General features: G+C 73.6%; 22 protein-coding genes. 15 read left to right on the top strand and 7 right to left on the bottom strand.

All coding sequences use genetic code 11. The features are described 5' to 3' along the window. The first annotated feature begins 250 nt into the window (after positions 1–250). Complete coding sequence (locus NITAL_RS21350) at positions 251–1,663, top strand: glycine--tRNA ligase (RefSeq protein WP_052669911.1); 1,413 nt, start codon at positions 251–253, stop codon at positions 1,661–1,663. Between the two features lie 84 nt (positions 1,664–1,747). On the opposite strand, the gene NITAL_RS21345 is transcribed toward NITAL_RS21350, so the two are convergent. Further along, the gene (locus tag NITAL_RS21345) at positions 1,748–2,029 is read right to left on the bottom strand and encodes a hypothetical protein (protein WP_052668350.1); all 282 of its coding nucleotides are present in this window, start codon (positions 2,027–2,029) and stop codon (positions 1,748–1,750) included. A 92-nt stretch (positions 2,030–2,121) separates the two neighbouring features. Between NITAL_RS21345 and NITAL_RS21340 the strand changes: the two genes are divergently transcribed. The 3 genes from NITAL_RS21340 to manA all read left to right on the top strand — a co-directional run bounded on the left by NITAL_RS21340 (position 2,122) and on the right by manA (position 5,917). Further along, on the top strand, positions 2,122–2,496 hold the full coding sequence (locus NITAL_RS21340; RefSeq protein ID WP_052668349.1) for a hypothetical protein: 375 nt from the start codon (positions 2,122–2,124) through the stop codon (positions 2,494–2,496). 559 nt (positions 2,497–3,055) lie between these two features. Continuing rightward, positions 3,056–4,591, top strand: a complete 1,536-nt coding sequence (locus NITAL_RS21335; protein WP_052668348.1) for an ATP-binding cassette domain-containing protein — start codon at positions 3,056–3,058, stop codon at positions 4,589–4,591. A gap of 120 nt (positions 4,592–4,711) precedes the next feature. Then, complete coding sequence (manA, locus tag NITAL_RS21330) at positions 4,712–5,917, top strand: mannose-6-phosphate isomerase, class I (protein ID WP_052668347.1); 1,206 nt, start codon at positions 4,712–4,714, stop codon at positions 5,915–5,917. On the opposite strand, the gene NITAL_RS21325 is transcribed toward manA, so the two are convergent. Together NITAL_RS21325 and NITAL_RS27545 are read right to left on the bottom strand one after the other, a co-directional pair. Beyond that, positions 5,875–6,768 (bottom strand): alpha/beta fold hydrolase, encoded by an 894-nt coding sequence (locus NITAL_RS21325; protein ID WP_052668346.1) that lies wholly within the window; start codon positions 6,766–6,768, stop codon positions 5,875–5,877. The genes manA and NITAL_RS21325 overlap by 43 nt on opposite strands. Beyond that, entirely contained in the window at positions 6,765–6,938 is a 174-nt protein-coding gene (locus tag NITAL_RS27545; RefSeq protein WP_157042014.1) for a hypothetical protein, read from the bottom strand. The genes NITAL_RS21325 and NITAL_RS27545 overlap by 4 nt, the downstream gene beginning before the upstream one ends. Before the next feature lie 145 nt (positions 6,939–7,083). Between NITAL_RS27545 and NITAL_RS21320 the strand changes: the two genes are divergently transcribed. Next, complete coding sequence (locus NITAL_RS21320; protein WP_052669909.1) at positions 7,084–7,584, top strand: winged helix-turn-helix transcriptional regulator; 501 nt, start codon at positions 7,084–7,086, stop codon at positions 7,582–7,584. Here NITAL_RS21320 and NITAL_RS21315 read toward each other — a convergent pair. Both NITAL_RS21315 and NITAL_RS21310 read right to left on the bottom strand, forming a co-directional pair. Continuing rightward, the gene (locus NITAL_RS21315) at positions 7,548–8,219 is read right to left on the bottom strand and encodes an SPOR domain-containing protein (protein ID WP_052668345.1); all 672 of its coding nucleotides are present in this window, start codon (positions 8,217–8,219) and stop codon (positions 7,548–7,550) included. The genes NITAL_RS21320 and NITAL_RS21315 overlap by 37 nt on opposite strands. Positions 8,220–8,221: 2 nt before the next feature. Next, positions 8,222–10,075 (bottom strand): M61 family metallopeptidase, encoded by a 1,854-nt coding sequence (locus NITAL_RS21310; RefSeq protein WP_052668344.1) that lies wholly within the window; start codon positions 10,073–10,075, stop codon positions 8,222–8,224. A 112-nt stretch (positions 10,076–10,187) separates the two neighbouring features. Here NITAL_RS21310 and NITAL_RS21305 point away from each other — a divergent pair, with 112 nt between their 5' ends. The 10 genes from NITAL_RS21305 (at position 10,188) to NITAL_RS21260 (ending at position 20,297) form a co-directional block, all read left to right on the top strand. Continuing rightward, entirely contained in the window at positions 10,188–10,619 is a 432-nt protein-coding gene (locus NITAL_RS21305; protein WP_211262572.1) for a DUF3151 family protein, read from the top strand. 31 nt (positions 10,620–10,650) lie between these two features. Next, on the top strand, positions 10,651–12,546 hold the full coding sequence (gene dnaG / locus NITAL_RS21300) for a DNA primase (protein WP_052668343.1): 1,896 nt from the start codon (positions 10,651–10,653) through the stop codon (positions 12,544–12,546). 141 nt (positions 12,547–12,687) lie between these two features. Beyond that, positions 12,688–13,980, top strand: coding sequence for an RNA polymerase sigma factor (locus NITAL_RS21295; RefSeq protein WP_342674210.1), 1,293 nt, complete (start codon positions 12,688–12,690; stop codon positions 13,978–13,980). A 93-nt stretch (positions 13,981–14,073) separates the two neighbouring features. Further along, positions 14,074–15,021 (top strand): TIGR03620 family F420-dependent LLM class oxidoreductase, encoded by a 948-nt coding sequence (locus NITAL_RS21290; protein WP_157042013.1) that lies wholly within the window; start codon positions 14,074–14,076, stop codon positions 15,019–15,021. 70 nt (positions 15,022–15,091) lie between these two features. Next, positions 15,092–16,018, top strand: a complete 927-nt coding sequence (locus tag NITAL_RS29275; protein ID WP_157042012.1) for a hypothetical protein — start codon at positions 15,092–15,094, stop codon at positions 16,016–16,018. 85 nt (positions 16,019–16,103) lie between these two features. Next, positions 16,104–16,469, top strand: coding sequence for a Rieske (2Fe-2S) protein (locus NITAL_RS21280; protein WP_052668341.1), 366 nt, complete (start codon positions 16,104–16,106; stop codon positions 16,467–16,469). 1 nt (position 16,470) lies between these two features. Further along, the gene (locus NITAL_RS21275) at positions 16,471–17,643 is read left to right on the top strand and encodes a glycosyltransferase (RefSeq protein ID WP_052668340.1); all 1,173 of its coding nucleotides are present in this window, start codon (positions 16,471–16,473) and stop codon (positions 17,641–17,643) included. After that, entirely contained in the window at positions 17,640–18,212 is a 573-nt protein-coding gene (locus NITAL_RS21270) for a DUF3105 domain-containing protein (RefSeq protein ID WP_169786922.1), read from the top strand. The genes NITAL_RS21275 and NITAL_RS21270 overlap by 4 nt, the downstream gene beginning before the upstream one ends. 95 nt (positions 18,213–18,307) lie before the next feature. Further along, positions 18,308–19,297, top strand: coding sequence for a caspase family protein (locus NITAL_RS21265; protein WP_052668338.1), 990 nt, complete (start codon positions 18,308–18,310; stop codon positions 19,295–19,297). 34 nt (positions 19,298–19,331) lie between these two features. After that, complete coding sequence (locus tag NITAL_RS21260) at positions 19,332–20,297, top strand: zinc-binding dehydrogenase (protein ID WP_052668337.1); 966 nt, start codon at positions 19,332–19,334, stop codon at positions 20,295–20,297. Positions 20,298–20,418: 121 nt separating this feature from the next. Here NITAL_RS21260 and NITAL_RS21255 read toward each other — a convergent pair whose 3' ends face one another. After that, a complete protein-coding gene (locus tag NITAL_RS21255) occupies positions 20,419–21,066 on the bottom strand; it encodes a response regulator (protein ID WP_052668336.1) in 648 nt (215 codons plus the stop codon). After that, entirely contained in the window at positions 21,063–23,066 is a 2,004-nt protein-coding gene (locus NITAL_RS21250; protein WP_052668335.1) for a sensor histidine kinase, read from the bottom strand. The genes NITAL_RS21255 and NITAL_RS21250 overlap by 4 nt, the downstream gene beginning before the upstream one ends. Between the last annotated feature and the right edge of the window lie 2 nt (positions 23,067–23,068).

The following is a 23,068-nucleotide window of genomic DNA, read 5'->3' as shown; positions in this document are numbered from 1 at the left end:
GCCGTCGCTGGCCCCCGACGGGACCATCACGCTGGTGTTCTCCGACGTCGAGGGGTCCACCGAGCTGAACCTCGAGCTCGGCGACACCCGCTACCACGCGGTGGCAAGGCGAACCTGCGCGGCATCCCCGGTCGCCACCGGCTCCACCCGGTCGGCTGGCGGCAGTAGCCTCGCCGGTCGCGCGCCGCAGCCAGCGGTGCCTCCCGCCCGTCGCCGCCAGCGACGTGCACCCACGAGGAGCTCCCACCCGATGTCCGACCAGAACACCGCTGTCGCTGCCCCCTCCGCTGCAGAACCGAGCGTCACCGTCGAGCTCGCCACCATCGTCGAGCTGTGCAAGCAGCGCGGCATCATCTTCCCGACCGCCGAGATCTACGGCGGCGTGCGCTCGACGTGGGACTACGGCCCGCTCGGGGTCGAGCTCAAGGAGAACGTCAAGCGGCAGTGGTGGCGGACGATGGTCCAGCTGCGCGACGACGTGGTCGGCATGGAGCAGGCCATCCTCGGCCCGACCGAGGTGTGGCAGGCATCGGGGCACCTCGCCAACTTCGCCGACCCACTGGTCGAGTGCGCCAGCTGTCACCAGCGCTTCCGTGAGGACCACCTGCGCGAGGCCCAGCTCGGCTCCGAGACCGCCGAGGGCGACATCATCTGTCCGAGTTGCGGGAAGGACCAGCTCGGCGATCCGCGTAACTTCAACCTGATGTTCAAGACCAACGTCGGTCCGATCGAGTCGGACACCAACATCGCCTGGCTCCGTCCCGAGACCGCGCAGGGCATGTTCGTCAACTTCGCCACGGTGCAGCGGGCCACGCGCAAGAAGCCGCCGTTCGGCATCGCCCAGATGGGCAAGTCCTTCCGTAACGAGATCACGCCCGGCAACTTCGTGTTCCGCACACGCGAGTTCGAGCAGATGGAGATGGAGTACTTCGTCGAGCCCGGCACCGACGAGGAGTGGCACCAGTACTGGATCGACGCCCGCATGGACTGGTACGTCGACCTCGGCATCCGGCGCGAGAACCTTCGCATCCGCGAGCACGAGGAGGACGAGCTGTCCCACTACGCCAAGCGCACCGTCGACGTCGAGTACTACTTCCCAGACAGCTCGATGGGGTGGTCCGAGCTCGAGGGCCTCGCCAACCGCACCGACTTCGACCTCAAGGCCCACAGCGAGGCGTCCGGCAAGGACCTGACCTACTACGACCAGCCGAACGATCGCCGCTACACCCCGTACGTCATCGAGCCGGCGGCGGGTGCGACACGTGCCACGCTGGCCTTCCTGTTCGACGCCTACCGCGTGGAGCAGGCGCCGGACGCCAAGGGCGAGATGCAGTCGCGGACCGTGCTGAAGCTCGACAAGCGGCTCGCGCCCTACAAGGTCGCGGTGCTGCCGCTGTCCAAGAAGGACGAGCTCACGCCCGTCGCCAAGGAGGTCTTCGACGCGGTCAAGGTCGAGTGGATGGCCGACTACGACGAGACCCAGGCCATCGGCCGTCGCTACCGCCGCCAGGACGAGATCGGCACGCCGTACTGCGTGACGGTCGACTTCGACACCATCGAGGACCGGGCCGTCACCGTGCGCGATCGCGACACGATGGCCCAGGACCGGGTGTCGATCGACCGCTTGGTGGGCTACCTCGACGACCGGCTCGGCCGCGTCTGAGCCCACGCGACCGCAGCGAGGTGGCGTGCCTCGCTGCGGTGGGGCCGCGCTGATCCGCTCCGCCTCCCCTCCGGTGCGGGTCGGTCAGAGGTCGCGGGATCGGTCGCGGCGCAGGCTCGCCACGTCGGCGTCGAGCTTGGCGAGCCGGGCGGAGATCCCGGCCTGGGCCCGGATCAGGGTGGCGACACCGACGAGGCAGGTGCCCACGGCGAAGGTCACGACCCAGATCAGGACCGCGAGCGCCAACTCGTCGTCGCGCAGCAGCAGCGTGCCGACGGCGATGCCGGCCAGGCCCGTGCCGTAGGCGATGATGGTCGCGCCCCGGGCCGCCGTGCGCAGCTCGTTCGGGGTGGGCACCTCGTCCACGTGGGACCTCTCGGTGTCGGGAAGCGTGCAGCGTGCCTGACGGTTCGGGCCCGTGCAGGGGTACGCTGACCTCCTCCCGGGAGGGTGGCGAGGTGATGGAGCCCGAGCGGTCGTTGGATCTGGACGCGGCGGTGAGCCGGCTCGAGGACGTCCTGCTGACCTTGCCCGTCGACCGCGCCCTGCCCGACCTCGATCACCTGCTGCGGACGGCGCGCTTCCCGCGCGAGCTCCTGCGGCGTGACGACCGGGTCCTGAAGGTCCTGCAGGAGGCGGTGCTCGCGCGTCCCTTCGCCGACCTCGACGCGGTCGCCCGCACCCGCACCGAGGTCGAGCTGCTGACCCTGGAGGTCGAGGTGCTGACCGACCGGCTCGGCGATGCGTCGACCGACCCCGCCGACGCCGCGCGTGCCGTCGAGCGCCTGGCCGAGGTCCGCCGCCGCCTCGACGAGATCCGCGACCACCTGTAGCTCGCTCGCCGTCGTCGGAGCAGACCGCGCGAGACCCTGGACAGCGGTGCTCGCGGCCAGGTAGCGTTCACCTCGACCGTCGCGCCAGCGAGCGCCACGGCACGCTACGTGTCCCCGCCCTCGGGAGTTCCACCTTGCGCCTCCTCGGCTGACGTTCCGTCCGCGCCACCAGCTGTCCCTCGGGGACGCGGTGGCTCGATCGGTCGCCTCGCCCCCTTCGACGCTCGTGTCACCACGAGCCGGGCGGGCACCGGAGCTGAGGAGACAACGATGCGTGCACCTCGTCCTGCCCTGCCGCCCGACGCCGCGGTGAACGCCGCCCGGCCCCCACGGCGTGAGCGCCGCGCCCGGCGTCCCACCGACGCTGGGTCGCCACGGCGCTCCGGCCCGGGTGTCCGCGGCCCGGCGCCGCGAGCACCCCGTCCACCGGCCCCGGTGCGGCGGGTGGTCTCGCCCCGCCAGCTGCCGCCGCGCTGAGGCGCCGAGGTCGCGCCACCGCCTCGCGCCGTGGCGCGACCCCGGACCGCCGTCCGACGACCCTCCGAGGGGAGGAGCAACCGTGCCATCGATCCATCTCCGCGACCTGACGTTCGCGCACACCCTCGCCGCGACCCCGCTCTCCCACGTGACGCTCGACCTGGCGGCCGACCCCCTCGCCCACGGCGGTTCCTGGGTCGGTGTCGTCGGCGCCAACGGGGTCGGCAAGTCCACCCTCCTGCGCCTCCTCGCGGGTGACCTGCACCCCACGGGCGGCGACCTCGTCGTGCGGTGCGACCGTCCGCCTCGCTACGTGCCACAGGACGCCGAGGACCTCGACGAGGCGACCCGCGCCTTCGCCTGGGACTGGGACGCACCAGCGGCGTCGCTGCGCAGCCGCCTCGAGCTCGATCCGGACGATCTGGACCCCGCGACCGGTCGTGGCTGGCACGCGCTGTCACCTGGTCAGCGAGGCCGCTGGCTGGTCGCGGCGGCCCTCGCTGACGAACCTGACGTGCTGCTGCTCGACGAGCCGACCAACCACCTCGACGTCGCCGCACGGGACCTGCTGGTCGACGCGCTCGCCGAGTTCCGCGGTCTGGGGCTCGTGGTCAGCCACGACCGCGACCTGCTCGAACGGCTGACCACCCGGACCCTCCGTGTCGACCGTGGTGCGGTCACGTTGCACCCGGGCGCGTACGGCGAGGCATCCGCGCGCTGGAGCAGCGACGAGGCCGCGCAGCGCGAGCAGCACGCCCGTGCCACGCGCGAGGTCCGTCGGCAACAGCGCATCCTCGGCGACGTGCGTCGGGACCGCCACGGGGCCGAGGCCAAGCCGCGCCGCGAGCGCCGCCTGGCGGGGGCGTCGCAGCCCGACGCCCGCGAGGCCGGGCGCAAGTTCGCCCAGCAGAAGGCCGAGGCGAAGCTCGCCAACCGCGTGATGCAGTTGAACGCGCGGGTCGAACGCGCCGAGCAGCACGCGGTCGCCGTGGCGGAGGGCATCGAGAGGGACCACACGGGCGGGGTCGAGTTCCGGCACGCCGACAGCGGTCGGCGGGTGCTGGCGGCGGTGCACGGCGTGGTCGAGCACGGGGGTGGCCAGCCGTGGCTGACCGGGGTGGACGTCGCCCTCCACCGGGGTGAGCGGGTCCACCTCGCCGGCGCGAACGGGGCCGGCAAGACCACGTTGCTGCGGGCGCTCCACCGCGAGCTGGCGTCGAGCTCCGAGCAGGTGGTCGTGCTGCCTCAGGAGCTCGACGATCCGGTCGCTGAGGTCGACGCGGTCCGTGCGCTGGATCCAACCACCAAGGGCCGCGTCCTCGGCACGGTCGCCACCCTCGGCGTCGATCCAGAACGCGTGCTGGTCACCGACGCACCGTCGCCGGGGGAGGCACGCAAGCTCGTACTCGCCCGGATGCTCGCCGCGGACGGGGCGAGTGTGCTGGTGCTCGACGAGCCGACCAACCACCTGGACCTGCCCTCCATCGAGCGGCTCGAGGAGGCGCTGGAGGGCTGGCCCGGGGCCCTGCTGCTGGTCACCCACGACGAGGCGTTGGCGGCCGCGGTGACCACGACCCGCTGGGAGGTCGCCGATCAGCGGGTCGTGGTGTCCCGCTGAGCCGGCTCACCGGACGAGGCTCGCGAGCAGGGAACCGGAGAGGCCCGCCGCGGCTGCTGGGCCGGAGACGGCCTCAGCCTGGCTACGGTCCGCCTCGTCGGTCCTGCCCTCGGAGCCCCTGTGTCGCCACCCTCGCTGCGCCTGCTGGAGCCGGCGGTCCGCGGTTACGCGTGGGGGTCGCGTCGGTTCCTGGCGGATCTGCAGGGGCGTCCGGCGCCGACACCGACGCCCGAGGCCGAGGCCTGGTTCGGTGCTCATCCCGGCGCTCCGGCGCGCACCGTCGCCTCGTCGGGTGCCGACCGGCTCGACGAGGTCATCGACGCCGACCCGGCGGGCGAGCTCGGCGTGGCCGTCCTCGAGCGCTTCGGGCCACGGCTGCCGTTCCTGACCAAGCTGCTCGCGGCCGACGCGCCGCTGTCGCTGCAGGCGCACCCCTCCGCCGAGCAGGCACGACGGGGGTTCGAGGTCGAGGAGGCGCTCGGTATCGCGCGCGACGCTCCGGACCGCAACTACCGCGATGCGTGGCCGAAACCCGAGCTGCTCTTGGCGCTGACCCCGTTCCGTGCCCTGTGCGGGTTCCGCGAGCCCATCGAGACGGCCGACTTCCTCGCGGCTCTCGACGTTCGTGGCCTCGACGTCGTGGTCGAACGGCTCGCGCGTGACGGTCCCGGTGCGCTGGCTGATGTCGTCGCCTGGGCGCTACGCGACGGCCGGGACGCAGCGATCGCCACGCTGCCCGAGCTGCGGTCGGCGGCGGCCCGCGTCCGCGAGGGTGCGTGGGCGTCGACGGCACGCTGCGTGGTCGACCTCGCCGACCGTTACCCGGGCGACCCCGGCACCGTGGTCGCCCTGCTGCTGCGCCTCGTCGAGCTGGCTCCCGGGCAGGCCATCCACGTGCCGGACGGCGTCCTGCACGCCTACCTCGGCGGTGCGGGGCTCGAGGTGATGGCCAGCTCGGACAACGTGCTGCGCGGGGGCCTGACGGCCAAGCACGTGGACGTCGACGCCCTGCTCGAGGTCGTCGACCCACGGCCGTTGCCACCTCCCTTCGTGTCAGGGGAGCGGCAGGGGGACGAGACGGTCTACGCCACGCCGACACCGCACTTCCGGTTGTCCGAGCTGACGGTCGAGGGTCAGCCGGTGCGGCTCGACGACCGTGGCCCGCAGGTCCTGGTCGCCGTCGGCGGCGCGACCGAGGTCACCGTGGACGGCGCCGTGGCCACGATCACGAGCGGTCGTGGCGCCTTCGTGTCGGCGCGGGCGACCGAGGTGACCGTGTCGGGTCACGGCCGTCTGCTGCGTACCACCACCGGCGACCCCGTCTGATCGCCCCGGGCGCCGTCGAGGTGCTGCACGACCTGCGTCACCACGTCCGGGTCGGCCAGCAGCCGGTTGTGGCCGAGGCCCCGGGTGACCACGAGGTCGGCGCCGGGCCACGCGGCGACCAGCGAGCGGGCCTCGTCGAGCGGCGCGCGGCGGTCCTCCTCGTCGTGGACGACGAGGCCGGGCAGGTCGCTGTCGGCGAGGTTCCGGTCGGTCGCGACGTCGGTCCACACATCGGTGCCGAAGCGTCGTTCGATGCGGTGTCCGAGGCTGCGCGCGACGCCCGCCGGTAGCCGGAGCTCGACGAGGAAGCGTCGGAGGGCGGTCTCGAGACGCACCGCGGGCGCGAGCAGGACCACCCGGCGCAGCTCGGTCGGACCACCCGCCACCGCCATGGCCGTCGCCAGGGACCCGAGGGAGTGGGCGACCACGGCGCGCACCGCGTACCGCTCGAGCAGCCCGCGGATGACGACGGCCTGCGCCGGCGCGTCCGTCCTCAGCCCGGGGGTCCGCCCGTGGGCGGGAAGATCGACGGCCAGCACCCGCCAGCCGTCCGCGACGAGCGCGTCGGACATCGATCGCCACGTGCCCGCGTCGGTCGCCCAGCCGTGCACGAGCAGCACGGTCGGTCCGGTGCCGGCCTCGTGCACGTCGACGTGGTGGCCGTCGACGGTCAGCCGGTGGTGCCGGGTGACCGGGGTCCACGCGTCGGCCCGCGGTCGCCGCCGCTGCCACGGCACGAACCAGAGCAGCGTCGCGGGGTGCCCCGCCAGGGCGGGGGCGACGCTGGCCAGCGTCCTGGTCGTCAGCCACAGGGCCAGGGGCACCAGCCGCGAGCGGCGGAGGCGCCTCACGAGCCGTCCACCCGGTCGTGCGCCCGCGGCCAGCCCGGGTCGAGGTCGAGCATGACCTCCTCGGCGGTCAGGTCGAGCAGCTGCAACCCGCGGTAGGGGCGTGCGGGGTGGTGCTCGCGCCGCGTCCCTCGGGGTCCTCGCCTCGTCGGTGTCCTGCGTCCGTCACGCACGGTGGCCTCCTGTCGCTGCGTCCCCGCCTCGACCCGGGGTCGCCGGGTCGGTCGGAGGTAAGTTGCGTTCTGCAACTCGATACCGGCACGGTAGGTCGGTGCGTTGCAACATGCAACTCGTGGCTCGCAGGTGTACCGTCCGGGCATGCCAGCCAAGGACCTCACCGAGAACTGCACCGTGGCGCGGACGCTGGAGATCGTCGGCGACCGCTGGACGGTGCTGGTGCTGCGCGACGCCTTCTACGGCGTGCGGCGCTTCGACGACTTCGTCGCCGACCTCGGGATCGCCCGCAACATCCTCACCGACCGCCTGGGTCGGCTCGTCGAGCACGGGGTCCTGGTCAAGCGCCCCTACGAGGACCGACCGCCGCGCTACGAGTACCGCCTGACCGAGAAGGGCCGTGACCTGCTCCAGGTCGTGCTCGCGCTGGCCGCGTGGGGTGACCGGTGGACCCTCCGCGACGACGACCCACCGGTCCGTTTCGAGCACCGCCCCTGCGGGCACGACGCGGACCCCACGCTGGTCTGCGGCCACTGCCGCGAGGACCTGGCGTGGGGCTCGATCCGGGTCGATCCGACCCCGGTGCAGGTGCCCGACCGGCGCTCGGGTCAGCCGGCAGCTGGGGGCGCGAGCTCGCGGGCGTAGGCGTCGCCGCCGATGGTGTCCGCCGCGTCCAACGCGGCCCCGCGGTCGGGGAACGGGCCGGTGAACACCACCCACAGCTCGGGGGTGAGACCCTCGTAGTGCGACGACCACAGCAGGGCAGCGTCCTCGTCCGACGCCCGCGTACGCAGGTCACGCTCGGCCGCCGTCGGCCGCGTGTAGGAGGCCAGGACCACGATCCACCGTTCGTCGGCGTCGGTGGGGTCCAGCGGCGCGTGCTCGTCCGGGTCGAGGGGCTCGGGCAGCGCCACGAGTTCCGGCATCAGGTCCGACGCCGGCACCGGTTCGGTCGTCGGATCGGTCTCCGGCGTCGGTTCCGGGTCCGCAGGCTCGGCATCGGGGCCGTCGGCGCGTCCCTCCTCCCGGCCCGCGCCCTCGTTCTCCGACGACGGCGTCGCAGTCTGCTGCCCCCGGGTGGCCTCCGCCGCCCCGTCACCGGAGGCGATGACGAGGCCGCCCCAGAGCAGGAGGCTCGCGGCGGCCAGGCCACCGACGACGGCGACGGGCGCGCGGTGCGCTGACAGCCAGCTGCGGGCCTGCGACAGGCCATCGCGGGCTCCTGACCGCCAGCGCCGGGCCGCGGTGAGGCTGGGGCGAGGGTCGAGGTCGGTCGGCACGCTCACACCTCCTGGAGATCGCGTCCGGTCCAGCCGCGGAACACCGCGAGCTGGTCGTCGGACGGACGATCGACGGGCACGAGCCGGCGGCGTGGGCGCGGCTCGCCGAGCGTCACGGCCGCGGTCAGCAGCCGGGGGCCTCGCAGGACCGTGACCTCGATCCGGTCGCCCGGAGCGTAGGCCCGCAGCGCGCCGGTGAGCTGGCCGCGGGCGACCCGCTGGCCGTCGATCGCCAGCAGCTCGTCGCCGCCGGTCAGCCCGGCGGACCAGGCCGGTCGGTCCCGCAGCACCGACGAGAACCGCACGCCGGCATCGGACTCCGTGGTGCGAACGCCGAGGTCGGGGGCCGTCGGACCGTCCTCGTCCTGCCAGCGCAGCCCGGCCGCGCCCACCACCTCGTCGCCGAGGTCGGGCAGCCCCGGTGCGCCGACCCGGTGGTCCACGAGCGCGGCGAGCTCGTCGCCGTGGTCGCCCCTGATCGAGGCGATCGATCCGCGCCCCGAGCCCGAGGCGACCGATCCGCGCCCCGAGCCCGAGGCGACCGATCCGCGCCCCGAGCCCGAGGCGACCTCACGGATCGCGCCGAGCACGTGCGCCTCGAAGTAGCCGTCGGGCTTCCCGGCGTACCGCTCCCACAGCAGACGCAGCACGGCATCGAGACCGTCGCCGGACGGGTCCGCGGCCCGCAGCCTGAGGTCGATCTCGGCGGCCACGAGCGACCCGTGGCCGTAGTAGTCGGTCGCCACGTTGGGGGTGTTCTCGTCGCGGACGTAGTGCTTGGTCCACGCCTCGAAGGAGGCCTGCCGCAGGGCCTGGCGCTGCACGCCGGGGGTGTCCAGCAGGGTCTGGTACCCGTCCCGCAGCGTGTCGAGGAAGCGGCGCGGGGTCCACACCTCGGCGCGGGTGGGCAGGAGCTCGTCGTAGTAGGCGGTCCACCCCTCGGCCACCCACAGCGAGGGGGAGTGGTTCGGACCCTCGTGGTCGGGACGGACCAGCGCGGCGGGCACCAGGCGCTTGACGTTCCACAGGTGGAGGTACTCGTGCGCGATCAGCGACTGGAACCGGGCGTAGAGGTCGTCGTCGGTGAAGACGCGGACCGGGATCTGGAGGACCGCACCGTCGCGGTGCTCGAGACCGCCGCCGCCGGTGTCCCAGGCGGTGCAGAGGAAGGTGTAGCGCTCCACGGGCAGCTCGCCGTCGAACAGCGCCACGGCCGCCTCGCCGATGGCGCGGGCGTCGGCGGCCACCCGATCGAGGTGGTCGTGGGGGCGCCCACCGTGCCCGGCCCACACGAAGGTGTGGGGGACGCCGGCGACCTCGAAGTCGACCGATGGGTGGTCGCCGACCTCGAAGGCGCTGTCGACGAGGTGGTCGCGGTCGTCGGCAACGGAGGTGTGGGGGGCGTCGCCGTCGGGCAGCAGGGACCACACGCGGTGGCCCTCGGGGACCGGCGGCAGGGTCACCTCGTGGGGGCGGTCGGCGCCGGCCTCGACGGTGATGAACGTGGCCGCGGGGATCAGGAGGGCGTGGTGGTCGTCGACGTGGTTGGTGCGGACGGTCAGCTCGTTGGCGTACAGCTCGTAGTCGACGTCCACCGGCCCGGCGGCGTCGTCCGGCAGGCGCCACGAGGTGCGGGTGTCCATCGTCAGCGGGAGCTCGCGACCTGCGGCGTCGACCGCGCGGATCGACTGCACGTGGCGGACGTAGTCGCGCACCACGTAGCTGCCGGGCGTCCACACCGGCAGGACCAGCCGTGCGCCGGCCGCCAGGTCCTCGGGGACGGTCAGCCGGACCCGCACCAGGTGGTGGACACGGTCGGCGAGGTCGATCAGGTAGCGGATCGGAACGTGCGGCACGGGCGAGCCATCCTCACAGCAGGGCGGCCGGGAGGCTAGCCACGGTGGGAGGCCGCTACCGTCCGGGCTCCCGGACCCGACCCGCGGTCCCACCTGCTCGGAGGCACCCCACGTGGCCGACCTGCCCATGGCCGACCGGCACGAGACCGTCCTGCCGCCCCCGCCCGACGAGGCCCGCGAAGCCCTGGCCGGCGCGCTGGCCACCGACGGCGACACCCAGCTCACGGCCCTCTCGGCGGTCGTGGCCGATCACCCGACGCTGATCGCCGGCTGGGCGGAGCTGGCGGCTCGTGGCCGAGAGCCGATCGAGCGGTACGCCTACGCCCGCGTCGGCTACCACCGCGGCCTCGACGCCCTGCGCGCGAACGGGTGGGGAGGCCGTGGCTTCGTGCGCTGGTCCAACCCGACCAACCGGCCGTTCCTGACGTGCCTGGTCCGCCTCCAGCGCGCCGCGCAGGAGATCGGCGAGACCTCCGAGGTCGACCGGATCGCCGACTTCCTCACCGAGCTCGACCCCGACTGGGACGACACCAACCTGAGCTGACGCGCGGCGACGCGGGAAGGAGGACGGCGACGTGGCGGGACGCATCGTCCGCGACGACGTCGAGACGCTCCGCCGGCAGGCCGACATCGTCCGGGTCGTGGGGGACTACACCACCCTGAAGCGGGCCGGGCGCTCGTTCAAGGGCCTGTGCCCGTTCCACACCGAGCGGAGCCCCTCGTTCCACGTCACGCCGGGTGACAACTTCTTCCACTGCTTCGGGTGCGGGGCCTCGGGGGACCTGTACGACTTCCTCCAGCGCATCGAGGGGCTCGACTTCCCCGAGGCGGTCGAGTCGCTCGCGAGGCGCGTCGGTTTCACGCTCCGGTACGAGGAGCTGTCCGCCCGCGACAAGCAGGCGCTCGGGCAGCGGACCAAGCTCGTCGACGTGACCAAGGCGGCGCTCGCGTTCTTCCGCGAGCAGCTGTACGCCGACGAGGGCGCCGTCGCTCGCGAGTACCTCAAGGAGCGCGGGTTCGGGCGCGAGGACGCCGAACGGTTCGAGCTCGGCTACGCGCCCAACGCCTGGGACGCGCTGTCGCTGAAGCTGCGCGACCAGGGGGTGCGCGCCGAGGACCTGATCGCCACCGGGATGTCGGTCAAGAACGACCGGGGTGGCTTGCGTGACCGCTTCCGGGGCCGGCTGATCTTCCCGATCCACGACCCGGGCGGCGACGTGATCGGCTTCGGCGGCCGCATCCTGCCGGGCCTGGACTACGGCGACTTCGAGCCACCGAAGTACCTCAACTCAGCCGAGACACCGCTCTACAAGAAGACCCGCGTCCTCTACGGGGTGCCGCAGGCCCGGCCCGACATCGTGCGGGCCGAGACGGTGCTGATCTGCGAGGGCTACACCGACGTGATGGCGCTGCACCAGGCCGGGTTCGGCAACGCCGTCGCCACCTGCGGCACCGCCGTCGGGGTGGACCATCTCCGCAGCGTCGCGCGTTACGCCGAGCGAGTCGTGTTCGCCTTCGACGGTGACGCGGCCGGGGTCAAGGCCGCGGAACGTGCATGGGAGGCGGCCGTCGAGCTCGCCGACAGCGCCGGCGGTGGCGCGACCCTGGAGCTGCGGGTGCTGTCGCTGCCCGCGGGTCAGGACCCGGCCGACGCGGTCCGCGAGGTGGGGGCCGACGGGATGCGTCGGATGGTCGACGCGGCCCTCCCCGTCGTGCCGTTCGTCCTGCGCCACCGCCTCGCCGACGCCGACCTGACCACCGAGGGTGGCCGGACCGCGGCGCTCCGTGAAGCGCTGGCGATCCTCGGCCGCGAGCCGGACCCGGACCTGCGTCGCGAGTGGGCGCGTACGGAGGTCGCCGCCGGCATCGGCCTGGCCTACGACTTCGTGGCCCGGTCCGCGGCGCGGCAGGGCATCGAGCTCGACCGACATCAGGGTGTGGCCACGCCCGCCACCCGCCGGGCTCCCGCCGCGGAGCGCACCGGGGGCGGCGGCGGGGGCGGGGCGAACCTCGATCGTGCCCAGGTGCAGCGCGAGCGCGACGTGCTGCGGGTCGCGCTCCAGCACCCCGAGCTCGTGCCCGACGAGTGGTACGAGCTGACCGAGGAGGATCTGTCACACCCCGTTGCGCGCGCCGTCTTCGCCACCATCCAGCGGGCGGGCGGCGTCGGTGTGGACCTGCCGGCGATCGTGGATGCGGCCGACGACGACGATCTGCGCACCACCATCCGTGGCCTGGCCGTCGAGGAGGAGCCCGTCCCCGTCGACGCCGAGACCGCGGCCTGGCGCGTGCGCACCCTCGTCGCCCAACGCGTCGAGGCCGATGCTCGCGCGCTGCGCGAGAAGCTCCAGACCCTCCACCACCAGCGTGACCACGACGAACTCATCGAGGTGCAACGTCGGCTCGCGACCCTCGAACAGCGTCGCCGCGCGCTGACCACGGTGGTCGAGGACGACGGGGCGGTGGGCTGACCCGCGAGCGCCACGTACCGGCGTCCGACCGGGCGGCGGCTCGTGCGGGGTGTGCGCGAGCGGTACGTCGGCCCGGAAGGCCCCTCCCGCGGCCCGCCGGGGCCGTTAGGGTGGTCGCCGGCTCGGTCGAGGGGGACTGTGGTGACGGGTGGTGTCGAAGCGCCGCCACGCGACGAGGACGTGCGTCGCGCATCTGCCCCTGCCCCCGGGGACGCCGTCACGGACGATCCAGTCCGGCCCGAGACCCCGTCCGAGACCCCGGTCCGTGACGTCGCCGACGTGGTCGACCTCGCCGGACGCGATGCGGTGCTGCGGACGCCGGCGGTGGCCGACCTGCTCGACCTCGGGACCTCCCGGGGGTTCGTCACCACGCGCGAGGTGGCGACGGCGCTGCGCGACGCCGCGCTGGACGCCTCCGCGGCCTCCGCGGTCGGTGCGCACCTGCGTCGTCAGAGCGTCGCACTCGTCGACGACGGCGACCTCGACACGACCGACGACGGGCCGCCACGGATCGATGCGCCCGCCAGCGTCGACGCGGTCCGGCTGTACCTGAACGAGATCGGCCGCGTCGACCTGCTGTCCGCCGCCGACGAGGTCGACCTCGCCAAGCGCATCGAGGCGGGGGTCCACGCCGCGCAGATCCTCGACTCGCTCGACCACCTCGAACCCGAGCAGCGCGCCCGGCTGCGCCGCATCGAACGGTACGGCCGTCGCGCCAAGAGCGAACTGATCGAGGCCAACCTGCGCCTCGTGGTGTCGATCGCGAAGCGGTACGTGGGCCGGGGGCTGTTGTTCCCCGACCTGATCCAGGAGGGCAACCTCGGCCTGATGCGTGCGGTCGACAAGTTCGACCCCACCCGTGGCTACAAGTTCTCGACCTACGCGACGTGGTGGATCCGGCAGATGATCAGCCGGTCCATCGCGGACCAGTCGCGCACCATCCGGATCCCGGTGCACCTCGTCGAGACCATGAACAAGATCAAGAAGGTCGAGCGCCAGCTGGTCCAGACCCTCGGCCGCGAACCCACCGTCGAGGAGGTCGCGCGGGCCTGCGAGCTCGAGGTCGAACGGGTCGAGGAGTTCCGTCGGTTGGCGATCGACCCGGCATCCCTCGACGCGCCCGTCGGCGAGGACGGTGACGCGTCCATGGGGGAGTTGATCGAGGACGCGAACGCGACCGTGCCGGTCGAGGCCGCCTCGTACCTGCTGCTGCAACGGCACCTGTCGGTGGTCCTCGAGGAGCTCTCCGAGCGGGAACGGACCGTCATCGAGCGCCGCTTCGGCCTGCGCGACGCCGAGCCGCACACCCTCGAACAGGTCGGCGCCGAGCTCGGCCTCACGCGCGAGCGCATCCGGCAGATCGAGGCCAAGGCGCTGGCCAAGCTGCGCCACCCGTCCTACGCGGAAGCCCTCGAGGGCTACCTCCGCGGCTGACGGCCCGTCGGCGTTCCTCGCCGGTGGCTGCGCCGTCACTCCGGGCTGGTAGACCCGGGGCCGCCGACGTGGCTGCGACGAGCAGGAGCGCACGTGACCGACCCGACCGGAACTGACGCGAGCCCGGACCTGGTGGCCGAGCTACGCGGCCGGCTCGGCCCGGTCGGGATCTGGACGGGTGGCCTCGACGGGCTGCCGGTCGCCGATGCCGGTGCCTTCGCGGCCGAGGTCGAGCGGCTCGGCGCGGGCGGCCTGTGGTACGGCGAGGCCTACGGGCGCGAGTCGTTCGCGCAGGCGGCGCTGTGCCTCGATACCACCTCGACCCTGGTCGTGGGTTCCTCGATCGCCAGCATCCACGCCCGGGACGCGCTCGCGGCACGCGGCGCCCAGGCGACCACCGGCGCGCGGCACCCGGGCCGGTTCGTGCTCGGCCTCGGTGTCAGCCACGCCCCGCTCGTCGAGCGCGTGCGTGGGCACGAGTACGGCAAGCCCCTCGCGGCGATGCGCACCTACCTCGACGCACTCGACCAGGTCTCGCCGGTGGTGGCCGACGCCGCACCCGCCCGGCCGCGGATGCTGGCCGCGCTCGGGCCGAGGATGCTCGAGCTGTCGCGCGACCGGGCGGACGGCGCGCTGCCGTACCTGACCCTCCCGGAGCACACCGCCGAGGCCCGGGCGATCCTCGGCGCCGACAAGCTCCTGGTGGTCGAACAGGGCGCGGTGCTGGCCGACGACCCGGACGAGGCGAGGCAGCGCACGCACACCCACCTCGAGGTCTACACCGGCCTGCCGAACTACCGCGCGTCCTGGACCCGACAGGGATTCGACGACGCCGACTACGTGCGGGGTGGCAGCGACCGCCTGAAGGATGCGCTGGTGACCTCGGGGCTCGACGCGACCCGTGCGCGCATCGTCGAGCACCTCGATGCAGGGGCGGACCAGGTGTGCCTCCAGGTCCTCGGCGCCCACCCGCTGGACGCGAACCTGCCGGACGTCACCCGCCTCCTGGAAGCGGCGACGAACTGGTCGCTCGGACGGTGATGGGCCGGCGCTGACGGTCCGGCCCGGCCCCCAGGGCGGCCGTGTCACACCCCCGACGTACCGTCGGGGCATGGAAGAGCGCACGCAGCAGACGCCGCCAGGGACGCCAGCTCGGCCGTCCGGGGCCCCGCCCGTGATCGACCTCCCGGCAGGCGCGCAGGTCCCCCTGCCCTTCGACGACGAGGCCGAGGACCCGATCCCGTTCGCGCTGACCGCGCGGGCGCGACGGACGGTGGCGCCGCACGACCTGCCAACGCTGCGCATCGTCCCCACGCCGCCCCGCACGGACGAGGCCGGTGCGGGGCAGCCGGCGACCACGGACGACAACGCCGACCCCTCCGACACGCGCCCCGCCCGTGCGCGGGCGCTGCGGCGCTCGGGCGTCCCGACCGCGGCGATCGCCGAGCAGCTCGCCGTCGACGAACTGCTCGTACGCGCGTGGACCGGCAACGTCCCCGTCGCACGCCCGTCCCGCGGCCGCACGACGGCGGCAGGTGCACCGGAGGCGACGTTGCACGCCGGTGGGCGGGATGCCCGCGAGGAGGCCGCACGCACGGCCTTCGAGCTCGCCCGCGCGGCGGCACGCGACGACGCGCGCCAGCGGCTGCTGGACGACCCGCGGCTCGCCGCCGGTCTCGGCGTCCTCGCCGGCGTGGCCGAGATCTCGCCCACCGCCGTCGACGTCACCACGACCGACCCGCGCCTGGCGGGCGCCATCGTGCGGTGGCTGACCGAGGTGCTCGGCGCCGATCCGGCCGAGGTCCGGCTGGTGCTGCGGGTGGGCCCACGGGCGGCAGCGGACCTGGCACGGCACCGGTGGGGCCGTGCGGTCGGCATCGCCCCGGACCGGATCCGCACCACCCGCGCGGTGGCCAGCGTGGCCGACGACGCGGTCGAGGCGGTCCTGCGGGTGGTCGACAGCGACCTCGCGGCCGCTGCGGCCGGCTGGCGTGATGCGCTGCTCGAGGACGTGCCTCGGGTCGACGCGGACTTCTGATCGGCGGCGAGGGCCGTACGCTCCCCGTCCGATCGGGAGCCGCACGTGCGCACGGACGTGAGCCACACACTCGGGGGACGCTGACGTGCGTCGCCGGTCCCGCGTCGCCGTACCACCGGGCACCCTCGACGTCGCCGCCTCGAGCGCCGTGCCGCGAACCCCGCCCTTCCTCGAGGTCCGGGTGGCCGGCACCAAGGTGTTGCTCGCTCGCCGGCCGGACGGGTCCGTGGTGGCGTTCCCGGCCGCCTGCCCCCACCTCGGGCAGCCGCTGCGCAAGGCGGAGCTCGACGGCACGGTCGTGACCTGTCGTCACCACCGCTACCGCTACGACCTGGGCGACGGCAGCTGCGTGTGGCCGGCTGGCCCACACGACGAGGTGCTCGAGCTCCACGAGGTCGGTGAGGTCGAGGGCCGGGTGTGGGTCCGGCCGATCGCCGCTCGGCGAGCCTGACGTGGCGACCATCGGCTGCATCGTCGGACCCGACCCCGGGCACGCCCTGCCGGTGCTCGGGATCGGTGCGGCGCTGCGACGTCGAGGCCACGAGGTCACGGTCTGGACCGGTCGACGGCACGCGTCCCTGGCCGCGCACCACGACCTCGCGTGGCGCGAACTGCCGCTGCTGGCGCCGCAGCCCGGTGACGAGGACCTCGGTGTCCGCCTGCACGCACGCCCGGTCGGGATGGCCCGGGCGCTGACCCCGGACGTCGCACGCACCGCGCCCGATCTGCTGATCGTCGACACGCTGACCCGGGCGGGTGCGTTGACCGCAGGGCTGCTCGACGTCCCGCACGTCGAGGTCGTGCCCCACCACCTCCCCGATCCGGCCCTCGACCTGCCGCCGGTCGGGCTCGGCCGCCCCCTGCCCCGAACGCCCTGGCGCCGCCTGGACGACCGCCAGATCGTGCGTCGACAGCTCGCGTCGCACGCGGTGGGTGAGCGTCAGGCGTCAGCTGCCGCGGCCGACCTCGGGTTGTCGGCGTGGCCCGGTGCCGATCTGCGGCTGCTGCAGACCCTGCCCTCGCTCGAGCGTGCGCGAGGTGTCTGGCCGACCGACACCGTGATCGCCGGACCGCTGGCGCTCGACCCCGCGCTCCCGCCACTCCTGCCACCCGACGGTGACGCGCCGCTGGTGGTGGTGACCGACTCCACGGCCACCGCGCTCGACCGGTCGCTGGCGGAGACCGCGATCCGGGCCCTCCAGAGCGCGGACGTCCGGTTGGTGGTCACCACGGCGGGGCTGCCCGCCCGACGCGACGGCCGGATCGTGGTCGGGCTGGCGCCACACGGGCCCCTGCTGGCCCACGCGGACGTCGCCGTCTCACCCGGCGGCGGGGGGTTCATCACGAAGGCGGCCGCAGCGGCCGTGCCCCAGGTGGTGGTGCCGCTCGCCGGCGACCAGCGCGAGGCCGCAGCCCGGCTGCGTGACGTCCACGCAGCACGGATCGTGAGGCCGAGCCGCTGCACGCCACGTGCGCTGCGGTGGGCGATCGTCCGCGCGCTGTCCGACACCCGCTCACGCGCCGTGGCAGCACGGCTCGCTGCTGAGGCCGCCGAGCTCGGCCCCGAGTTCGCTGCCGAGCGGTGCCTCGCCCTCCTCGCCACGGCGCAGGGGGCATCGGCGTGACCGCGCTCCCGCCCCACCGGCACGGCGACCCCACCCGTCCGGCACGGGACCCCGCCCGGACGTTGCGCCGTTTCGCGCTGGCCGCCGCCGTCCTGCTGATCGTCGGCTTCGGCGCGGGGGCGCTGTTCGGCCGGGTCGACCCGCAGCGGGCGGCACGCCTCGTGGTGTCGGAGTTCACCGAGGTCGAGGACGGTCCGGCGGACGCTCCCGGCCCGGACCCGGCTTTCCCCGCGACCGGACCCCAGCGTGGCGACCCGGCCTGCGGTCGGATCGACACCCCGCTGGATCCTGGTGACCAGGTGGCGACGATCGCGGCCGGGGTCGTGCTCGTCCAGCACCGGACCGACCTGACGCCCGAGCAGGTGGCCTACCTCGACGAGCTCGCCGGGCGGGACCGGGTCGCGGTGGCACCCACCGACGCCCTCGAGGAGGACGGACCCGTGGTGGTGGCCACCTCGTGGCGGCACCGGATGTCGCTCGACCGGGTCGACCGCGAGCTTCTCGAGGCGTTCGTGACCGGTCACGTGGATCGCGCACCCGCCGTCACCGCGTGCCCCCGAACCCGTTGAGGTCGGTGTACCGCGGCGAGCCGCCGACCAGGGCGGGCGCGGGACCGCAGGTACCGTGAGGTGCGAGCGGCCGACCGCTCGGGAGGGACGACGAGGTGCAGCGCCGAGGACCAGCCGCGACGCTCATCGCCCTGGCATGTGCCGTTGCGATCGCGGGCGTCTCGTACGTCGGCTACCACCGGGCACCCGCGCAGGCCGAGCTGATCCAGCCGGACCGCTCAGCGACCGGCGTGGCGGCGTTCCTCGACGTCCGGGCCGAGCTCACCGAGGAGCCCGCCGAGCCCGTCGAGCCGGAGGCGATCGACGCCCGCCGGGCCGCGTTCGAGGAGCGCTACCCGGCACAGGCCGCCGCGACCGAAGCTCCCGGTCACGGCGGCGACGGCTGGGCGCTGCTGATCGGCATCAACGAGCACCTCGGCGCGGTGCCGAACAACTTCGTGTCGCGCGAGGACGCCGAGCGGATGCGCGAACTGCTGCTCCGCGCCGGCTGGGCCGACGACCGCATCGTGCTGATGACCGACACCGACGCGACCGGTGACATGATCCGCGAGGGCCTCGCGTGGCTCGCCCGCAAGAGCGGCCAGGGGTCCACGGTGGTGTTCCACTACTCGGGCCACTCCAAGAAGTGGTACGGGCCGGGGGGCCGGATCGACGACCAGGCGCTGTGGCCGACCGATGACGACTTCGTGCGGCGCGGTGAGCTGGCCGAGGCCCTCGCCGAGGTCGACCATGACGCGTTCTGGGGCAACGTCGCCGCCTGCGAGGCGGCGGGCTTCCACCTCGACGGGGTCGCCGCTCCCGACCGCGTCTGGACCTACTCGTCCCGCGCCGACGAGAAGTCCTACGAGGACCCCGGGGCCGGGCACTCGGTGTGGGGCGCCTACCTGCTGGACCACGGGCTGTGGCGAGCCGGTCAGGACCCACCCTCGGTCCAGGAGGCGTTCGCCGAGGCCGCGCCACAGGCGCAGCGGTACACCTCACTGCAGGTGCCCTACGGGCCGCAGACGCCGGTCCTGGAGGACGATCTCGGCCGTCCGTTCGAGCTGTCACCGGCGCCGGACCGCCTCACCCCGTCGTTCGGTTGACGGGAGGCCGTGGGGCGCTCACTAGGGTGCGCGCATGTTCGCCATCACCGCATCGCACCCGTCCCCGGACGACCCGCTCGCAGCCCTCGTGCTGGGGGAGCGTCCCGATCCCTCGCCGCCCGCAGGGTGGGAGGTCGTCGAGGTCCGCGCCGCCGGTCTCAACCACCACGACGTGTGGACGCTGCGCGGCGTCGGCATCGCCGAGGAGCGCCTGCCCATCGTGATCGGCTGCGATGGCGCCGGCGTGACCGCCGACGGGCGTGAGGTCATCGTCCACGCGGTGGTCGCCGACCCCGACGGGGGCGACGAGACCCTGGCGAGCGACTTCTCCATCCTGTCGGAGCGCTACGACGGCACGTTCGCCGAGCGTGTCGCCGTCCCGTCCCGGAACCTGATCGACAAGCCGGCGTCGCTCTCGTTCGCGGAGGCCGCCTGCCTCCCGGTGGCCTACCTGACGGCCTACCGGATGCTGTTCACCCGGGGGGACCTGCGCCCGGGGGAGCGGGTCCTGATCCAGGGGGCCGGCGGGGGCGTCTCGACCGCGTTGATCCTGCTCGCTCGCGCCGCCGGCCTCCACGTGACCGTCACCTCCCGCGATGAGGACAAGCTCGCCCGCGCCGAGGAGCTCGGTGCCCATCTCGCGGTCGGCTCGGGTGACCGCCTCCCCCACAAGGTCGACGCCGTGATGGAGTCGGTCGGGGACGCCACCTGGAAGCACTCGCTGCGGGCGCTGCGTGCCGGTGGGCGGGTCGTGGTGGTCGGGGCGACCAGCGGCCCGAACCCGCCAGCGGATCTGGGCCGGGTCTTCTACCGCCAGCTCGAGGTGATCGGGTCGACGATGGGCACCAAGCAGGAGCTCGAGCGGTTGGTCGCCATGCTCGACGCGACGGGCGTCCGGCCCCTGATCGACGACACCTACGCGATGACCGACGGGCGACAGGCCTTCGAGCGCATGATCGAGGGCGACCTGTTCGGCAAGCTCGTCCTCACCCCCGGCTGAGCGCGTCAGCGGGTGGCGATGAGGTAGGCCGAAGCGATCACACCGAGCCCGCACCTCGAGTACGCGGGGAACTGCCGGTGTCGAACCTCGTGTCGAGGTTGCCAGGTGCCCGCTGCGCGCGTCAGCCGTGTCCCAGTCCTGCTTCGCGCGCCCGTACGATCGCCGTGGCACGGTCGGGCAGCTGCAGCTTGGCGAAGATGTTGGAGACGTGATTGCTGACCGTCTTGCCGGAGATGTACAGCCGTGTCGCGATCTGTGGGTTGGACAGGCCGGTGGCGATCAGGTCGAGCACTTCGAACTCGCGGGGCGTGAGCTCCGGGAAGGGAGGCTCGTCACGTCGCGGGTCGGTCAGCAGGCCGAGGATGCGGCGAGCCACCTGCGGCCCTAGGAAGGCGCCACCCGCAGCGACGGCCTGGATGGCGTGCTCGATGTCCCCCTGCGAGGCGCCCTTGACGAGGTAGCCACAGGCACCGGCGCGCATGGCCGCGAAGACGGTGTCGTCGTCCTCGAGCATGCTCAGGACGAGCACCGCCGACTCGGGGACGACGCGCCGCAGGCGACGCGTCGCCTCCACACCGTCGAGGTCCGGCAGATGGACGTCCATGATCACCACGTCGGGACGGTGTGTCCTGGCCTCCCGGATCGCGGCGAGGCCCCCGGCCGCCTCCCCTACCACCTCGAAGTCGGTGGTGGAGCCGAGGAGCGCCCGCAGCCCGTCGCGGACCACGGGGTGGTCGTCGACGATCAGGACGCGCACCGGGAGGTTCACGGTTGCCCCACCGGGATGGTGGCGATGACACGTCCACCCTCCCTGCCGGGGCCAGCCGTCAGCGAGCCGCCCAGCTCGGCGACCCGCTCGTACATCGCGGAGAGGCCGACCCCCGGCCGCCAACAACCGTCCCTGCCGGGGCCATCGTCGACGATCTCGAGGTGGAGGTCCCCGTCGACGCGGACCGCGATGACGACCTGACGCGCACGTGCGTGTCGGGCCGCGTTGGTGAGCGCCTCGACCGCGATCCGGTAGGCGGCGAGCTCGACACCGAGGGGCAGTGCGGGGAGGCGGGCCGGTGCCTCCAGGCGGATCTTGGGCCCGCCGTGGCCTGCACCGGCGCCCAGGTCGTGCACACGCTGCTCGAGCGCCCCGACCAGGCCGAGCTCATCGAGGGCCGAAGGGCGCAGCGCATAGATGAGACGGCGGATGTCGGTGATGGCCGTCCGGACATCGGCCTGCACCTCGCCCAGCAGCCTCTCCGCACGCTGCGGGTCGGTGGTGAGCAGGTTCCGGGCGGCGTCAGCCTTGAAGGTGACGCCGGTCAGCTGTGGACCGAGACCGTCGTGTAGGTCACGCCGCAGCCGTTGGCGCTCGTCCTCGCGTGCCTCGATGAGGCGTTCCTGTGACCGTTGCAGTCGGGCGGTGAGTTCCGTGGCGTGGACAGCCACGGCCAGCGGCCCAGCGAGCAGGTCCAGTAGCCGGCGGTCACGGTCCTGCAGCCGGTGTTCGCCTGTGCGCAGCCCGATCGTGAGCTCGCCCACCTGGTTCTGGGCGGACACCAATGGGATCGTGTGCACGTCACCGGGCTTCTCGCCCGACATCAGGAGGAGCTCGTCGGTGCGAAGCTGCACGAACGGGACCCGCAGGGCGTCACGGATCGCCTCGAGTAGCCCGGCCAGGTCGTGGCTCCGGCCCAGGTGACCCTCGACCTGGGCGATCGCTCGTACTGGATCGTGGGCGTGGCCGTAGAACAGCCGGTCGACCAGCCGCTGTGCCACGAGCCGGGCCGGGTTGAACGCGAAGGCGACCGCGAGCGCGGCGGCGACTGCGCTGACGCGCTGGCTCAGCAGCTGCCCGAAGACCGCCACGAGCCCGATGTACACGGCGATCACGCCGACGCTCAGCGCCCCCCATTGGGCGGCACGGGAAACCACGAGGCGGATGTCGAGCAGGTTGTGTCGCACGATCGCCACCGCGATCGACGCGGGTACCAGGCAGATCGCCAGGATCAGCAGGATCGGTCCGGCACCGAACTGGGTGGTGGGCAGGGGCACGACGATCGCCGCCGCGGTGCCGAACAGCAGCCACAGCAGCTGTCGCCGTCGCGTCTCGTCCCCGCGCCGGTAGCGGACCACGAGCGCCGCGAAGGCGGTGGCATACGAACCGAGCATCGCCAGTCCGACGCCCGCCCACAGTGGTGCGAGCCGGTCGTGGGCAGCCAGCGACAGCGGATGCGGAACCACCGTGCCGTCGCCCAGCACGACGTTGCCAGGCTCCGAACCCATCATCACCACGAAGGCGCACCCCACGACCAGCAGCCACGCGACGGCCCACCACCACCTCCGCCCTGGCAGGTTCCCGTCGGGGAACAGCAGCAGCGCGAGAGGCAGGGCGAGCCCGATCGACCAGGGCCAGCCGTAGGCGTAGGCCAGAGCCAGTGCCGCCATCGCCGCCGCGGACCACCCCCGCTCCCCGCCCGCCACCAGCAGCGGGGTGACCGCTGCGGTCGTGCCCTGCGCCAGACCGGCCGCCAACATCAACCACCCGACGGGGTTACTCGGCCGGTACGCAGCCACCACCGTGCCGCACGAGGCGAAGCCAACCGCGATGGCGAGGTTGGTCACGAGGTAGGACGCCACCAGGTCCTGCCACGACATCCCGGCCCAGACGGCGCCGATGACCGCGGCCGCGGCGGCCGCAGCAGCCAGCATCACCAGCGCCCCGAGAGCCGTGGTGCGCCAACCCGACCGGACTCGCCGGCCCACGTCACCGTTCACCG

The organism is Nitriliruptor alkaliphilus DSM 45188 (assembly GCF_000969705.1).
Taxonomy (GTDB): Bacteria; Actinomycetota; Nitriliruptoria; order Nitriliruptorales; family Nitriliruptoraceae; genus Nitriliruptor; species Nitriliruptor alkaliphilus.
The sequence above is the reverse complement of the archived record's forward strand: the minus strand, read 5'-3'. Positions and strand labels throughout refer to the sequence as shown.

What these genes read in the sequence shown, in the direction of transcription:
- NITAL_RS21350 (WP_052669911.1), top strand. Translation starts at nt 251, where the DNA reads ATGTCCGACCAGAACACCGCTGTCGCTGCCCCCTCCGCTGCAGAACCG.
- NITAL_RS21320 (WP_052669909.1), top strand. Translation starts at nt 7,084, where the DNA reads ATGCCAGCCAAGGACCTCACCGAGAACTGCACCGTGGCGCGGACGCTG.
- NITAL_RS29275 (WP_157042012.1), top strand. Translation starts at nt 15,092, where the DNA reads ATGGAAGAGCGCACGCAGCAGACGCCGCCAGGGACGCCAGCTCGGCCG.
- NITAL_RS21260 (WP_052668337.1), top strand. Translation starts at nt 19,332, where the DNA reads ATGTTCGCCATCACCGCATCGCACCCGTCCCCGGACGACCCGCTCGCA.